General features: G+C 75.3%; 13 protein-coding genes. 6 read left to right on the forward strand and 7 right to left on the reverse strand.

The genetic code is table 11. The annotated features are described in order from the left end of the window. Positions 1-34: 34 nt before the first annotated feature. The 3 genes from JN535_RS02855 to JN535_RS02865 are packed head-to-tail and all read right to left on the reverse strand — an operon-like array spanning position 35 to position 2,366. Positions 35-457: a sensory rhodopsin transducer gene (locus JN535_RS02855; RefSeq protein WP_205201843.1), complete on the reverse strand. Its 423-nt coding sequence runs from the start codon at positions 455-457 to the stop codon at positions 35-37. Next, the gene (locus JN535_RS02860; protein WP_205201846.1) at positions 454-1,227 is read right to left on the reverse strand and encodes an SDR family NAD(P)-dependent oxidoreductase; all 774 of its coding nucleotides are present in this window, start codon (positions 1,225-1,227) and stop codon (positions 454-456) included. The genes JN535_RS02855 and JN535_RS02860 overlap by 4 nt, the downstream gene beginning before the upstream one ends. Further along, complete coding sequence (locus JN535_RS02865) at positions 1,224-2,366, reverse strand: mandelate racemase/muconate lactonizing enzyme family protein (RefSeq protein WP_074805142.1); 1,143 nt, start codon at positions 2,364-2,366, stop codon at positions 1,224-1,226. The genes JN535_RS02860 and JN535_RS02865 overlap by 4 nt, the downstream gene beginning before the upstream one ends. A gap of 112 nt (positions 2,367-2,478) precedes the next feature. Here JN535_RS02865 and JN535_RS02870 point away from each other — a divergent pair, with 112 nt between their 5' ends. Together JN535_RS02870 and bsh are read left to right on the forward strand one after the other, a co-directional pair. Next, a complete protein-coding gene (locus tag JN535_RS02870; RefSeq protein WP_205201848.1) occupies positions 2,479-3,120 on the forward strand; it encodes a GntR family transcriptional regulator in 642 nt (213 codons plus the stop codon). A 122-nt stretch (positions 3,121-3,242) separates the two neighbouring features. Further along, positions 3,243-4,190 (forward strand): choloylglycine hydrolase, encoded by a 948-nt coding sequence (gene bsh / locus JN535_RS02875; protein ID WP_275892127.1) that lies wholly within the window; start codon positions 3,243-3,245, stop codon positions 4,188-4,190. Positions 4,191-4,218: 28 nt separating this feature from the next. Here the strand turns inward: bsh and JN535_RS02880 are convergent, their stop codons facing one another. Together JN535_RS02880 and JN535_RS02885 are read right to left on the reverse strand one after the other, a co-directional pair. Continuing rightward, entirely contained in the window at positions 4,219-4,905 is a 687-nt protein-coding gene (locus tag JN535_RS02880; RefSeq protein ID WP_205201858.1) for a DJ-1/PfpI family protein, read from the reverse strand. Then, positions 4,902-9,614 (reverse strand): hypothetical protein, encoded by a 4,713-nt coding sequence (locus JN535_RS02885; RefSeq protein WP_205201860.1) that lies wholly within the window; start codon positions 9,612-9,614, stop codon positions 4,902-4,904. The genes JN535_RS02880 and JN535_RS02885 overlap by 4 nt, the downstream gene beginning before the upstream one ends. Before the next feature lie 171 nt (positions 9,615-9,785). Between JN535_RS02885 and JN535_RS02890 the strand changes: the two genes are divergently transcribed. Both JN535_RS02890 and JN535_RS02895 read left to right on the forward strand, forming a co-directional pair. After that, positions 9,786-10,310, forward strand: a complete 525-nt coding sequence (locus JN535_RS02890; RefSeq protein ID WP_205201862.1) for an FBP domain-containing protein — start codon at positions 9,786-9,788, stop codon at positions 10,308-10,310. Next, positions 10,310-10,876, forward strand: a complete 567-nt coding sequence (locus JN535_RS02895; protein ID WP_205201864.1) for a TetR family transcriptional regulator — start codon at positions 10,310-10,312, stop codon at positions 10,874-10,876. Before JN535_RS02890 ends, JN535_RS02895 begins: the two co-directional genes overlap by 1 nt. Positions 10,877-10,913: 37 nt before the next feature. Here JN535_RS02895 and JN535_RS02900 read toward each other — a convergent pair whose 3' ends face one another. Then, positions 10,914-12,047, reverse strand: coding sequence for a diacylglycerol/lipid kinase family protein (locus JN535_RS02900; protein ID WP_205201866.1), 1,134 nt, complete (start codon positions 12,045-12,047; stop codon positions 10,914-10,916). A gap of 72 nt (positions 12,048-12,119) precedes the next feature. Between JN535_RS02900 and serS the strand changes: the two genes are divergently transcribed. Then, positions 12,120-13,403, forward strand: a complete 1,284-nt coding sequence (gene serS, locus JN535_RS02905) for a serine--tRNA ligase (protein WP_205201874.1) — start codon at positions 12,120-12,122, stop codon at positions 13,401-13,403. Between the two features lie 35 nt (positions 13,404-13,438). Further along, positions 13,439-14,230 carry an HAD family hydrolase gene (locus JN535_RS02910; RefSeq protein WP_205203018.1) on the forward strand — a complete coding sequence of 264 codons (792 nt, stop codon included), beginning with the start codon at positions 13,439-13,441 and terminating at the stop codon, positions 14,228-14,230. Positions 14,231-14,299: 69 nt separating this feature from the next. On the opposite strand, the gene map is transcribed toward JN535_RS02910, so the two are convergent. Next, complete coding sequence (gene map / locus JN535_RS02915) at positions 14,300-15,091, reverse strand: type I methionyl aminopeptidase (protein WP_205201876.1); 792 nt, start codon at positions 15,089-15,091, stop codon at positions 14,300-14,302. Between the last annotated feature and the right edge of the window lie 84 nt (positions 15,092-15,175).

Here is a 15,175-nt window from a genome sequence, read left to right on the forward strand (position 1 = left end):
CCCCGGCGGCGGGTCGTCGGGATGGAGGTCTGCGTCATCGGAGGTCCTCTCGGAAGGTGTCGACGGGGTGGGCGATCGTGCTGAACAGGGCGTTGGCGGCCTGTCGCGAGTCGAGCCGCGTGTGCTGGACGACGACGGGCGCCGACGCGAGGACGACGGCCGAGTAGTCGGTGCCGTGGGGCACGGGCTCGGGGTCGTCGAGGTCGTTGAGCGTCACGTGGCGCACCCGCTCGGCGGGCACCACCACGACGTACGGGCCGGCCGGCGGGCGGTCGGCGAAGTAGAGCCGGATCTCGACGTGCGCGTCGTCGGGACCGGCGTTGAGCAGGCACAGGCTCTCGTGGCTCGCGAGCGTCGGGTCGTCGCCCGTGCCGTACGGCGGGATCCAGCCGTCGCCGATCGCCCAGCACGTCGCCCCGACCCGGGGGCGACGTTCCGGGGCGTCCGGCGCGCTCATACGCTGATCGACGACTTGGCGAGGACGCCGCCGTCGCACCCGACGAGCGACCCGGTCGTGTACGACGAGCGGTCCGACAGCAGCCAGAGCACGGGCTCGGCGATCTCCTCGGGCCGCGCGAGCCGACCCAGCGGGACCTCGTGCTCGATCTGCGCGCGCGTGGCGGCGACGTCGGCGGCCGGCACGTTGGCCCACATGAGCGGGGTCTCCGTCGGGCCGGGCACGATCGCGTTCACCCGGACGCCGTGGCGCGCGTAGTCCACCGCGAGGGTGCGGACCATGGAGGAGATCGCGCCCTTCGACGCGCCGTAGGCGGTCGCGCCGCCGGCCGCGAAGCCGACCGACGCGGCAGGGGACCCGCACAGCACGACGCTCCCGCCGTCGCCGTCGATCATCGTGCGCAGCACCTCGCGCACGACGAGGAAGGTGCCCGTCACGTTGACGTCGAGCACGCGGCGCCACCTGGCCGGGTCGAGCTCGTGCGCCGCCCCGCCCACGTCGATCCCGGCGCCCGCGAAGAGCCCGCGCAGCGGCGGCCCGGCGTCCGCGACCGTCCCGACCGCCGCCGCGACGGCGGTCGCGTCGGTCACGTCGAGCACGTGCGCGCGCCCGTCCCCGCCCGCCTCCCGGACGAGGTCGACCGTGGTGGCGGCGCCGTCGGGGTCGAGGTCGAGCACGTGCACGAACCAGCCGTCCCGTGCCGCGCCCACGGCGACCGCGCGGCCGATCCCCGACGCCGCGCCCGTCACGACGAGCGACCGGGGGCTCATGCCGCGCTCCCGAGCAGCGCGTCGACGTCGCAGTAGCGCGCGAGGCGCTCGCGGTCGAGCGTGACGCCGAGGCCGGGCCCGTCCGGGATCGGGAGCATCCCGTCCGCGTCGAGCGTCCAGCGGTCGGTCGTCAGGTCGTCGATGTAGGGCGAGCCGGTGACGTACTCGACGAGGTCCGTGTCCGGCAGGGCGGAGGCGAGCTGGAGGTCGGTGGCGAGCCCGACGGCGGTGTTCCACCCGTGCGGCACGAGCTTGACGCCGTGGTCGTGCGCGGACCACGCGATGCGCCGCAGCTCGCTCGTCCCACCGACCTTCGTGACGTCGGGCTGCACGATGTCGAGGGCGCCCCCCTCGATCCACGGCTGGAACGCCTGGCGGCGCGTGAGCACCTCGCCGCCCGAGATCGGCACGGGCGAGCGCCGGCGCAGGTGCGTGTAGTCCTCGATCGCGTCCGGCGGCAGCGGCTCCTCGAACCACGCGACACCGTACGCGTCGAGCATGCGTGCGGTGCGCAGGGCCCACTTGTAGCCCTGGCTCCACGCGCTGTCGCTGCCGCCCGCGTCGACCATGAGCATCGCGTCGGGACCGACCGCGTCGCGCGCCGCGGCGACGATGCGCTCGTCGAGCCGCTCGTCGACCCGGCCGAAGGGGCCCCAGCCGATCTTGAACGCGGTCCACCCCTCGGCGCGCAGCGCGGTGAGGTGGTCGCGCAGCGCGTCGGGCTGGTCCATGAGCAGCGAGGCGTACGGGCGCACCCGGTCGCGGTACCGCCCGCCGAGGAGGCGCCCGACGGGCTGCCCCGTCGCCTGACCGAGGAGGTCCCACAGCGCGGTGTCGACGCCGCTGATCGCGTGCGTGATCGACCCGCCGCGCCCCATCCAGAACGTCGTGCGGTGCAGCCGCTCGCTCGTGCGCTCCGGCTCCAGAGCGTTCGCCCCCAGGAGCAGGGGCCGCAGGACGTCGAGCGCGCCGCGCACGAGGTCTTCGGTGGTGAACACGCTCCCGACGCCCACGAGTCCCTCGTCGGTGTGGACGGCGACGAGGGTGTGCACGACGTCGTCCTGGCGCAGCTCCTCCTGCCAGCCGCCCTCGGGGGTGGCGCCGCGCAGGCCGGCGGCGGTGATGGCGGTGATCCTCATGGGTGTCCTCTCGTCGGTGCCGTGGACCGCGACTCTAGGTCGCGCGGTGGTAGATGGTCAACCATCGGCCATCCATTAGGATGAATCCCTCCCGACTGAGAGGGTCGCCGTCGTGCACGTCCTGCCCGCATCGCCGCCCGAGTCCCGGCGCGACTGGGTCCTGCGCCACCTGCGCGAACGCATCGCCTCCGGCGACCTGGCCGCCGGGGACCGCCTCGTCGAGCGCGACCTCTCCGCCGCCTACGGCATCAGCCGCGGCCCGGTGCGCGAGGCGATCATGGTGCTCGAGCAGGAAGGGCTCGTCGTCTCCCACCCGTACCGCGGCGCCGTCGTGGTGGACATCTCCCAGGAGGAGATCGCCGAGATCCTCGTCCCGGTGCGGACCGTCATCGAGAAGGTCGCGTTCCGGTCGGCGGCGCGCGCGCAGGACGCCGCGCTCCTGGACGCGCTCGACCGCACGGTGGCCGCGATGGAGCGCGCGGCGGACCCGCTCGACGCCCGTCGCCTCGCCGATCTCGACCTCGCGTTCCACGAGGCGGTGATCGCCGCCGCGAGCCACACGCAGTCGCTGCAGATCTGGCGGCTCATCCAGCCGCGCGTCCGGGCGTACTTCGTCCGCGACGCGCCGCACCACGAGGACCCGCACGCCGTCGTCGAGCAGCACCGGGACCTGCTCTCGGCGCTGCGGTCGGGAGACCCGGACCGCGCGGAGCGCGCGGTCGAGGAGCACATCGCCGTCTACCTGCAGCCCTGAGCCGCATCCCTGCCGGTGGTCCCGGTCCGGGCCCGGACGCACCATGGGAGGACGGGGCACGGCGTCGTGACCCGGCGGTGCGCGGTCACGCGTGCCGCGCCGACGACGACGGGGGCAGCGCGATGTGCACAGGGATCAGGTTCTCGGACGACCAGGGCAGCGTGTACCTGGCACGGAACCTCGACTGGACGAGCGGTTACGGGCAGCAGGTCGTGGTGACGCCCACGGGCTACGCGCCGCGGTCGCCGTTCGGCGCGGTGCGCGCGATCGAGCACGCCGTCATCGGCATGGGCATCGTGGAGGAGGACACCCCGCTCTACTTCGACTGCGGCAACGACGCGGGCCTGGCCGTCGCGGGGCTCAACTTCCCGGGGTACGCCGCCTACGCGCCTGGGCCGGTCGACGGCGCGGTCAACGTCGCCGCGTTCGAGCTCCCGCTGTGGGTGTGCGCGCAGTTCGCGAGCGTGGACGAGGTCGAGGCGGCCCTGGCGGACGTGGTGGTCGTCGACCGTCCCATCAACGAGAAGTACCCCAGCTCGATGCTGCACTGGATCGTCGCCGACGGGCAGCGCGCGATCGTGCTGGAGCACACGGCGGACGGCCTGCACGTGTTCGAGGACGACGTCGACGTGCTCACGAACCAGCCCGGGTTCGACTGGCACCACGAGAACCTGCGGAACTACCTCAACACGTCGCCCGAGTTCCCCGAGGACACGGTCGTGGGCCGAGCCCACCTCGCCCCGTTCGGGTCGGGCTCGCACATGCGGGGGATCCCCGGCGACTACTACTCGCCGTCCCGGTTCGTCCGGGCCGCGTACGTCAACTCCCACTACCCGACGAAGGGCACCGAGGAGGAGAACGTCAGCCGCGCCTTCCACACGCTGCAGCAGGTCGCGATGGTCGACGGCTGCGCCGCGATGGGGTCGGGCGAGTTCGAGATCACGGTTTACACCGGGCTCTTCTCGTCCCGCACGTCGACGTACTACTGGAACACGTACGAGGACCCGGCGATCCGGAGCGTGGCCCTGGGCGAGCACGCGTCGGACGGCTCGGAGCTCGTGCTCGCGTAGGGGCCTCGGGGACGGGCGCCGACGTGCGTCAGCGGCCGAGCCGCGCCGCGGCCCGCCGCACGGTCTCCTCGCGCGTCGCGCGCGCCCACCCCCGCATCATCTCCACGCGCTCCGGGTCCGTGTCCGCGCCGTCGGGCGAGCCGGAGTCGAAGGGCGGCGCGGGCTCGTACTCCATCATGAGCTGGATGCCGCGAGCGACCTCGGGGCCGCACAGCTCGGCCGCGACGGTCAGGGCGAAGTCGATGCCGCTCGTCACGCCCCCGCCCGTGATGACGTCGCCGTCCCGGACGACGCGGGCCTTCTCGGGGACCACGCCGAGGAGCTCCAGCATCGGGTGGGAGGCCCAGTGCGTCGTGGCGCGTCGTCCGTCGAGGAGACCGGCCGCGGCGAGCACGAACGAGCCGGTGCACACGCTCGTCACGTACCTCGCTCCGGCAGCCTGCCGGCGCACGAAGTCGAGCGCGACCTCGTCCTCCAGCAGATCGAACGCCCCTTGCCCTCCGGGCACCATGAGCACGTCCGCCTGCGGGGCATCGTCGAAGGTCACCGTCGGCAGGAGGGAGAGCCCCGAGTCGCTCTCCACGGGCTCGACGCGGTGCCACGCGAGATGGCTCACGGCGCCGGGCACGCGCGCGAAGACCTCGAAGGGCGCGGTCAGGTCGAGCTGCGTCACCCGCGGGAACAGCACGGAGACGAAGCAGGTGCTCCCGGTCATGGCGCCACGCTCCCGACGCGCGACGCGGAGCCCGCCGCCCCGGTGCGTTCGTCCGGATCCTCGCCCGTGCCCTCGCCGGTGCCGTCGCCTTCGTCCGCCGCGTGGAGCGCGGCGACGGTGAGCAGCGGCACCGCCGGGATGAGCGCGACGAGCGCGATCCGCACGCCGAAGTCGTTGACGAGCGAGCCCGCGACGGCCACGATCCACAGCGCGAGCAGGGTCGGGCGCACGAGGGGCCACGCGGCCTCCGTGCGTGCGAACCAGCGCGGCGTGAAGCGCCGGGGCCAGAAGAGCAGCAGCGCGGCGCCGACGAGCACGGCGATCGTCAGCCACACCGGCACTCCGCCGAGCACGGACCGCGCCGCGTAGCCCGCCTTGCGGAGCAGCGTCTCCCACGCCGACCCGTCGACGACCTGCCCGACGAACCGGCCGAGGTGCGAGCGCTCGTCGGCCGGGCGCAGCCAGTCGAGCACGCCGACGGCGGCGACGAGCGCGACGCCCGCCGCGGCGACGAGCAGGAAGCGCCGCCACGTGACGCGCGCGCCCGAGGCGGCGAGCCCTAGCACCGCGAACGCCGGCACGACGACGAGCCCGCCGCCGAGGTCGGCGCCGAGCGTCGGCCACACGTCCACGACCATCGTCACGAGGCCGATGACGCCCACGGTCGCGGCGGCGGCGTACCGGTGGCCGCGCGCGACGAGCCACTGTGCGAGCGCCGCGGCGACGACGAGCGCGGCGACCGCGTACACGGAGAACGTCGGGTTCCCGAACCCGTAGAACCGCGCACCGAAGGTGGGCGCGGAGCCGAGCGGGCTCGCCCGGTTGAGCGGGGTGCCGACGAGCGCGTCGAGCGTGAGCACCGCGAACGTGAGTCCCGCGACGATCCCCGGGCCGAGCCAGACCGGGCGACGCGGGGCGAGCGCGCCCAGTCCGGCGACGGCGGCCGTCGCGAGGACCGTGGACACGACGATCGCGAGCGTCTGGTCACCGAACCGCCACCAGCCCGTGAGCGACACGAGGAAGGCGGCGGTGGGCACCGCGGCGACGACGAGCGCCGCCCCGCGGGCCCAGTGCGTCGCCCGGGCCCACCGGGCGCGTGCCCGGTCGCCCGTCGCGCGCGCGGCGCGCGGCGCGAGCAGGAGGCAGAGCCCGGCGACCACGAGTCCCGCGTAGAGCGGCACGTCGACGAACGCGGTGTAGACGGCGCGGCGCACGTGGTCGCGCGTCGTGAGGTCGGCGAGGGCGTCGGCGGTCGACGTCGCGTCCGCCGGGCGCGGCGAGCCCCAGGCGAGCGGCGTGTCCTGGATGCGCGCCGGCATCGCGGCGCCTGCGGCGTCGAGCACGGTCGCGGGCACGTCGAGCACGCGCGCGACGCCGTCGGTCCGGGTGGCGGCGCTCGTCAGGTAGCGCGACTGGTCGGGTCCGTCGGACGACGGGCGCACGAGCGCCGTGCCGAGCGCCGGCCGCGTGCCGGGCGTGCCGGCGACGTCGACGACGAGCACGGTCGTGCCGCTCGGGGCGGCGTCGAGCACGGCGCCGACGGTCGCGTCGACCGCGGTCAGGCGGTCGGCGCGCAGGGTGCTGCGCAGCGTGGCGCGCTCGTCCGCCGGGAGGTCGGGGTCGACGACGGGCGGGGTCGCGTCGCCCGCGTCCACGACGGTCACCGGGCACGCGAACGCGTCGGAGCCGGCGGTCGTCGCGGCCGGGAGGTCGCGGTAGCGCGCGACACGGCCCGTGGAGTCCGCGAGCACGACCGCCGCGCCCGGGCCGACCGCCGTCGCGCACACCGCGCCGTCGGCGCCGGCCGCGGCGAGCGCGTCGCCGAGGACGCCGAGGCGTGCCTGGTAGCCCGAGCCGCGCTGGAGCGCGACCAGGTCGTCCCAGCCCTCGACCTGCGCACCGTCCGCGCCGTCGGGGGCGGGCTGCGCCGTCGGGCACGCCCACGCGCCGTCGGGCGCGCGCTCGGTCGCGACCTCGGCGAGCTGGCCGGCGGAGAGCGCGAGCCAGCCGCCGACGGTGCAGCGGCTCGCCGCGCCCGTGGGCTGGGAGACGCCGCCGGCGCCCGCGCCATCGGTGAGCAGGGCGTGGAGGGTCGGGGTGGCCGACGACGTGACGTCGCCCCACGTGACGCCCGTGGTGCCGACGACGACGATCGGCCGGTCCGTCGCGATCGCGTCGGAGCGGGTCGCCGAGGCCTCGCCGCCCGCCGGGGCGGCGCTGGCCGCCGGCCGGAGCCCCGCGGAGGCGAGCACCGTCGAGGCGAGCAGGACGACGAGCAGGAGCCCGCCCCCCACGGTCGCGAGCATGGTCGGCATGCGCCGGATCCCCGGCTCGGGGACGGTGCCCGCAGGCTGCCGGGGCGCGGGGCGGGCGAGGAACCCCGGGACGATCATCGCGGTCGCGACGACGACGACCATGACGGCGATGATGACGCCCGAGTCGTTGAGGACGGAGCCGACGCCCGCGACGACGACGAGCGCCACGACCAGCGGGCGCAGCATCGGCCAGGTCTCGTAGGCCCGCGCGACCTCCGGGAGGCGGAACCGCTCGGGGCGCAGCACGGCGACGGCCACGAGGACCACGAGGACCGCGGCGACCGCGCCCAGCGGGTTCGCGAGGGTGGCCCACGCGCCGAGCGCCTTGCGGCCGATCACGTCGAGCGCGGCGCCGTCCACGACGGTCTGGACGAACCCGCCGAGGTGCGACCGCCCGCCCGGCAGCAGCCAGTCCACGACCGCGACGACCACGACGACGAGCACCGTCGCCAGCGCGACGACGAGCGCGCGCAGCCACGTGATGCGGATGCGGCCCACGAGCAGCGCAAGGACGGCGAACGCGGGGACGAGGGCGAGGATGCCGCCGAAGTCGGCGCCGAACGCGGGCCAGCCGTCGATGACGACCGTGACCGCGCCGACGGCGACGACGGCCCAGGCGGCGAGCCGGCGTCGTCCGCGGGCGATCGCGGCCGACGCGAGACCGCCCGCGAGGACGAGGCCGGCGACGGCGTACACGGCGAACGTCACGTTGTTGAAGCCGTAGAAGCGCGTGAAGCCGACGACGGCCGACGTCCCGAGCAGGGACGCCTGCTGGAGCGTCGTCCCGGTCGCGCCGTCGACCGTGAGCACGAGCCACGTGACCCCGGCCAGGGCCGACGGCAGCGCCCACGGGCGCCGTGGCAGGAGGCGCGAGAGGACCCACGCGACGAGGGCGACGGCGACCGCGCTCACCGCGAGCGCGAGCGTGAGCGCCGGCGCGGGCGCGCTCCACACCCACCAGCGCGACAGGCTCGCCAGCGACGCCGCGACCGGAGCCGCCGCCGCGACCATGAGGACGGCGGACAGCACGCGCAGGCCGCGCGGCCCCGGGCCGGGCTCGCGCCCGCGGCGGACGGCGGCGCGGCGCGCCCACAGGACGCCGCCGAGCGCGAGGGCCAGGGTGGCGACGAGGAGACCCACGAGCACGGGGTAGAGCGTGGGGATGGTGCTGGTGAGGACGTTGAGGTACTGCCGGTTCTCGACCGTCCGGGCGACGTCCATGCGCCGCACCTCGCCGTGCTCCAGGGCGGCGCCCTCGAGCCCTTCCGTGTTGCCGCCCACCGACTCCACGACGGTCGCCGTCAGGTCGGTGAGCTGGACGATGCCGTCCTTCTGCGTGCTCGGCGAGTGGAGCCAGCGGCTCGTCGGCTGCCCCTTGCGCCAGTCGACGACGACCTGGAGCCCCGTCTCGCCGACCGGTCCGGCGGACACGCCGGCCACGACGACGCGCGTGCCGCGGTCGACCTCGTCCATGACCCGGTCGAGCGCCTCGTCGAGCTCGTCGAGGCTCTCGCCGCGGCCGGTGGCCGAGTCGACGATCTCGCCCTGGTCCACGACGGTCACGTCGCACGCGTCGAGGCCGCCGTCGGGGAGCGTCGCGAGCGAGGGCACGTACCGCTCGACGTGGCCGGCGGCGTCCGCGAGCATCACCGCGGCACCCGGTCCGACGGCGGTCGTGCAGACGCCCGTCTCGGCGATCCGGGCCGCGGCGGTCCCGGGGTCGTGCCGCGCCGCCTGCGCGGGCGTCTCCTCCGTGGCGGGCGCCGTGAGGACGGCCCAGCCGGGGACGTCGGCGGGCCGCGCGTCGGGCGTGGTCGCGCTCGTCGTCGCGACGGTCGGAGTGGGCAGGGGGAGGCAGCCGCTCGCCGGTTCCTCCGCGTCGGCCGGGAGCGGCTCCCCGGGCTGCTCCGCCGTCTGGGCCGAGACCATGCGTCCCGCCGAGAGCGTGAGCCACGCGTCGGTCGTGCACACCGTGCGCCCGAGGTTGAGCGACGCGACGGACCCCGTCCGGATCATCGACCACAGCGTGGGCGTCGCGGTGGGGGAGACGTCGCTCCAGTACAGGCCGGCCACCGCGACGAGCACGACCGGCCGCGGGTCGTGCGTGGGTGCGGCGGCGAGCGGGTCTGCGGCGTCGACGGCGCCGGCGGTGTCGGTGCTGCCCGCGGCGTCGAGGACGCCGGGGGCCGCGGCGGTCTCGGTGGCGGCACCTCCCGGCGGGACGGCCGGAGCGGCCGCAACCGGGGTCGTCGCCGCCGCGGGCCCGGCTGTCGCGAGGAGCGTCAGCAGCAGCGCGACGGCCGTGGCGAGCGCCGCCGTCCGCGGCCCGAGGCTCCGCTCCCGGCGGGCGGGCTGGGTGCGGGCAGGGGGGAGCGCGGCGGCCGGGAACGTCACCGGACCAGCCTACGGGGGTGCGTCGCGCCACCCCCGACCGTCGCGGCGGCGTCGCCGCAGGTCCGCGCGCGACGCTCACGCGGCCTCCACGGCGGCTGCGCGCAATCCCCTGGACGTCCCAATCTGTACCCGTGTACAACTTGTACCCATGTACAAGTCTTGGATCCGGTCGTGCGAGCGCTGACCCGGGCGGAGGTGCGGGCCGCCGTCGTCAACGTCGACCCGACGGAGGGGAGGGTCCGCCTGCCCGGCCACTTCGACGAGCTGCGCTGGGACGAGCTCGACTACCTCGGGTGGCGTGACCCGCGCGCGCCGTCGCGCGCCTTCCTCGTGGCGGACGTCGACGGGCGGGCGCTCGGCGCGGTCCTGCGCCAGAGCCCGAGCCATGCCGAGGTCGGCTCGCGCGCCGTGATGTGCGCGCTGTGCCGGTTCTCGCGGCGGTTCAACGAGGTGGCGCTCTTCGCGGCGCACCGGCCGTCGACGGACCGGAGGAAGCGGCTCAGCAGCGTGGGCCTCCTGCTGTGCACCGACCTGGACTGCCACCGGAACGTCCGGGTCGTGCACGCCGGCGGCCCGCTCGACCCCTCGCCGGAGGAGGTCGTGCGGACTCGTCGGGAGGGCCTGCGGGCGCGTACCGTCGCGTTCCTGAACACCCTGACCGACGGCGCCCCCGCGGCGCGGACGAGGAGTCGTTGATGGCCTACCTGCCGCGCGCGGAGCGTCGGGACTCCATCGTCGCCGCGGCCGCCGCCGTCGTGCGCCGCGACGGTCTCGGGGCCGTCACCGCGCGCGTCGTCGCCGACGAGCTCGGCGGGTCGCCCGGGCAGATCCACCACCACTTCACGTCGACGGACGAGCTGGTCGCCGAGGCGTGGCGGCGGTACGCCGACGAGGAGGTCGCCCGCTTCGAGGACGTGGCACGCGGCCGCTCCGCGCGGGCCGCGGTGGAGCTCTTCTTCGAGGACCTCCTCGCACCCGGGGGCGACGGGCGGGCGCTCGCCCGCTGGGCGGAGGCCGGGGCGCACGCCCAGCTGCGGCCGGTCGTCGCGCGGGCGTACGTCGACACGCTCGCGCGGCTGACGGACGTCCTGGCCGACCACCTCGGCGACCGGGGCGACGGGGGCCGCCGGGAGGCCGCGGGGCGCCTGCTCATGGTCGGCGTCGGGCTCGCCGGCCTCACCCGGATCGGCGGGGACCGTGTGGTCCCCTCCTCTGCCGTCATAGGGTCGGCGATCGACGCGGAGACGGCCGCGGCGGGCTGACCGCGCGACGCCGTCCCGGCGACGCCGGGACAGCGGGTCAGGCCGTGCGCACCACGAGCGCCCCCGGGTCGACGCGCGACTCGATCTCGACCGCGAGGCCGAGCACGTCGCCGTCGACCTGCGCCTGCTCCCCGCCCTCGACGCGCACGCGCACGCGCCGTGCCCGCGCGTGGTCGATCCGCCCGATCTTGGCGGGCAGGTCGTTCCGGACGCCGAGACCCTGCATGACGACCTCGCCGAAGAGCTGCGCCCAGCCCACCACGCCACCGCGCGTGTCGACCGCCGCGACGTCGAGCACACCGTCGTCGATCACGGCGTCGGGCAGGAGCGTGATGCCGCCGGGGAGCCGGCCGCAGTTGCCGATCATGAGCGAGCGCAGGCGCGCGTCGACGGGCGGCGAGTCGTCGAGCTGGATGCGGGCGCGCATGCGCCGACCGTGCAGGTGGCGGATCCCGGCGACGAAGTACGCGACCCACCCGACCTTCGCCTTGAGCTCGTCGTCGGCGTCGGCCACCATCGCGGCGTCGAACCCGAGACCCGCGATGACGAGGAAGATGTGCTCCTTGCCGGGCTCCCGGGCGGGGTCGAGGGTCGTGCCCTCCACGTCCCCGGGGCCCGCGGGGTCCGCGTACCGCAGGACCGTGACCCAGCCGACGTCGACCGGGCGGTCCGACCCCGCGATCACGACGGCGAGCGCGGCGCGCGCGTCGCCCACCGGGAGGTCGAGGTTGCGCGCGAGGAGGTTGCCGGTCCCCACCGGGACCAGCCCCATGGTGCGGCCGCTGCCGACCATGCCCTCCGCGACCGCCCGGACCGTGCCGTCCCCGCCCACGGCGACGACGACGTCCGCCCCCTGGGCGAGCGCGGCGCGCGTCTGCCCGACGCCCGGGTCGGCGATCGTCGTCTCGAACCACAGCGGGTCCGGGAGGGCGGCGTCGGCGAAGGCGCGGCGCACCACGGCCTCCAGCCCCGCGACGTCGGGCTTCGACGGGTTGGCGACGAACGCGACGAGCTCGCGCGGGTCGTCCTCGACCGGGGGCTCCTGGGCGGGGGGCACGTCGCCGTGCGCGCGGCGCTGACGGGTCTGCTGCGCGCGCAGGCCCAGCGCGACGACGAGTGCCACGACCGCGACGGCGAGCGCCGCGATCGCGAGCCAGAGCGTCCAGGACATGGCGACACCGTAGCGGGGCCGGGGCGGGAAAGGACCGCGACCGGCGAGCGCGCGGTTCGTTAGGCTGCTGGCGTGATCGACCTCCGCCTCCTGCGCGACAACCCCGACATCGTCCGTGCCAGCCAGGTCACCCGTGGTGACGACCCCGCGCTGGTGGACGCCGCCCTCGACGCCGACGCCCGCCACCGCGCCGCGCTGAGCGAGTTCGAGAGCCTGCGCGCCGAGCAGAAGTCCCTCGGCAAGCAGGTCGCCCAGGCGCAGGGCGAGGAGAAGCAGGAGCTGCTCGCACGTACCAAGCAGCTCGCGGCCGACGTCAAGGCGCGCCAGGCCGACGCGGACGCCGCCGGGGAGGAGCTGCGCGGGCTGCTATATCGCATCTCCAACGTCGTCGCGGGCGCGCCCGCGGGCGGCGAGGACGACTACGTCGTGCTGCGCGAGGAGGGCACGATCCGCGACTTCGCCGCGGAAGGCTTCACCCCGCGCGACCACCTCGACCTCGGCGAGGGCCTGCGCGCGATCGACACCGAGCGCGGAGCCAAGGTGTCGGGCGCGCGGTTCTACTACCTCACGGGTGTGGGCGCGCGCCTCGAGCTCGCGCTGCTCAACGCCGCGATGGACACGGCGGTCGCCGCCGGGTTCACGCCCGTCATCACGCCGACGCTCGTGCGGCCCGAGGTCATGCAGGGCACCGGGTTCCTCGGCGCCCACGCGGACGAGATCTACCGCCTCGAGAAGGACGACCTCTACCTCGTCGGGACGAGCGAGGTGGCGCTCGCGGGCTACCACGCGAACGAGATCGTCGACCTCTCGGACGGGCCGCTGCGCTACGCCGGCTGGAGCGCGTGCTACCGCCGCGAGGCCGGCTCGCACGGCAAGGACGTGCGCGGCATCATCCGCGTGCACCAGTTCCACAAGGTCGAGATGTTCTCCTACTGCGACCCGGCCGACGCCGAGGCGGAGCACCAGCGCCTGCTCGGCTGGGAGGAGCAGATGCTGCGCCTCGTCGACCTGCCGTACCGCGTCATCGACACCGCCGCGGGCGACCTCGGGTCGAGCGCCGCGCGCAAGTTCGACTGCGAGGCGTGGCTGCCCACGCAGCAGCGCTACCTCGAGCTCACGTCGACGTCCAACTGCACGACCTTCCAGGCACGCCGCCTCAACGTGCGCGAGCGCGTCGAGGTGGACGGCAAGAGCGAGACGCGCACGGTCGCGACGCTCAACGGCACGCTCGGCACGACGCGCTGGATCGTCGCGATCCTCGAGAACCACCAGCAGGCCGACGGCTCGGTCCGCGTGCCGGAGGGCCTGCGCCCGTACCTCGGGGGCCTCGAGGTCCTCGAGCCGGTGGTGGCGTGACGGCTCCCCTGGTCCCGGACGACGCGTCCGGGCCGATGCTCGTCGCGCTCGACATCGACGGCACGCTCATGTCGTACGACCAGGAGCTGTCGGAGGACGTGCGCGACGCCGTCGCGGACCTGCGCGCCGCGGGCCACCACGTCGTGCTCGCGTCCGGGCGCTCGCTCATCGCGATCACGCCCGTCGCGGAGATCCTGGGGATCGACCGCGGCTGGGTCGTCGCCTCGAACGGTGCGGTGACGGCGCGGCTGGACCCGGACGAGCCCGAGGGGTACGCGTTGGAGGACGTCGTCACGTTCGACCCGGGCCCGGCCCTGCGGCTCCTGCGCGAGCACCTGCCCGACGCGCGGTACGCGGTCGAGGACGTCGGCGTCGGGTTCCGCATGAACGAGCTCTTCCCCGACGGCGAGCTCGACGGCGTGCACCGCGTCGTCGAGTTCGACGAGCTGTGGTCGGGCGAGGTCACGCGCGTCATCGTCCGCTCGCCGGGGTCGACGAGCGAGCAGTTCCACGAGCTCGTCGAGCGCCTCGGCCTGGACGACGTGACGTACGCCGTCGGCTGGACGGCGTGGATGGACATCGCGCCGCTGGGCGTCACGAAGGCGACCGGGCTCGAGCTCGTGCGGCGCGCGCTGCACGTCCAGCCCCACCGGACCGTCGCGGTCGGCGACGGGCGCAACGACGTCGAGATGCTCCGCTGGGCGGCCCGCGGCGTCGCGATGGGTCACGCGGACGCCGTCGTGCAGGCCGCAGCCGACGAGGTCACCGGCTCGATCGAGGACGACGGCGCGGCCCACCTCCTGCGCGGCCTCCTGCCCGCGAGGTAGAGCCCAGGTCCTACCTCGCGGTACCTGGGCTCTACCTCGGCGGACCGGGGCTCTACCTCGCGGGGACGGTCAGTCGCGGGGCTCGCGCGCGGTGAGGACGACGGGGCCGTCCTCCGTGATCGCGACGGTGTGCTCGCTGTGGGCGCCGCGCGAGCCGTCGGCCGAGCGCAGGGTCCAGCCGTCGGGGTCGGTGTAGATCTCGTCCGTGGTCTCGAGGAACCAGGGCTCGATCGCGATGACGAGGCCCGGCTTGAGCGGGAACCCACGCTTGCGGCGGCCGTCGTTGGGGATGTGGGGCTCGCCGTGCATCGTCCGGCCCACGCCGTGCCCGCCGAAGTCGGTGTTCACCGAGTAGCCCGCGGCGTGCGCGACGTCCGCGATCGCGGCGGAGATGTCGCCGACCTTCTTGCCCGGCTGCGCGGCCGCGATGCCCGCCTCGAGCGCGCGCTCGGTCGTCTGGATGAGCTTCGCGTCCGCTTCGCCGAGCGCACCCGCGCGCGGCGTGCCGACGACGAACGACAGCGCCGAGTCCGCGACCCACCCGTCCACGGACGCGGCGAAGTCGATGCTCAGCAGGTCGCCGTCGCGCAGCGCGTAGTCGTGGGGGAGGCCGTGCAGCACGGCGTCGTTGACCGACGTGCAGATCACCTTGCCGAACGGGCTCGCGCCGAACGACGGGTGGTAGTCGATGTAGCAGGACTCGGCCCCGCGGTCCCGGATCATCTTGTGCGCGACCTCGTCGAGCTCGAGCAGGTTCGTCCCGACCTTGGTGGCGGCGCGCACCGTGGTGAGGACGTCGGCGACGAACCGCCCCGCGGGTCGCATCTGGTCGATCTCCCGCGGGGTCCTGAGCTCGATCATCATGGTCCTTCCGGTTCGCAGGTGGGGCGCCCGACGGCGGCGCGGCCGGCTTGAGCGGTGCCGAGCGGTGGCGCGTGACGGGCC

The sequence above is a fragment of the Cellulosimicrobium cellulans genome (assembly GCF_016921195.1).
Classification (GTDB): domain Bacteria; phylum Actinomycetota; class Actinomycetes; order Actinomycetales; family Cellulomonadaceae; genus Cellulosimicrobium; species Cellulosimicrobium cellulans_F.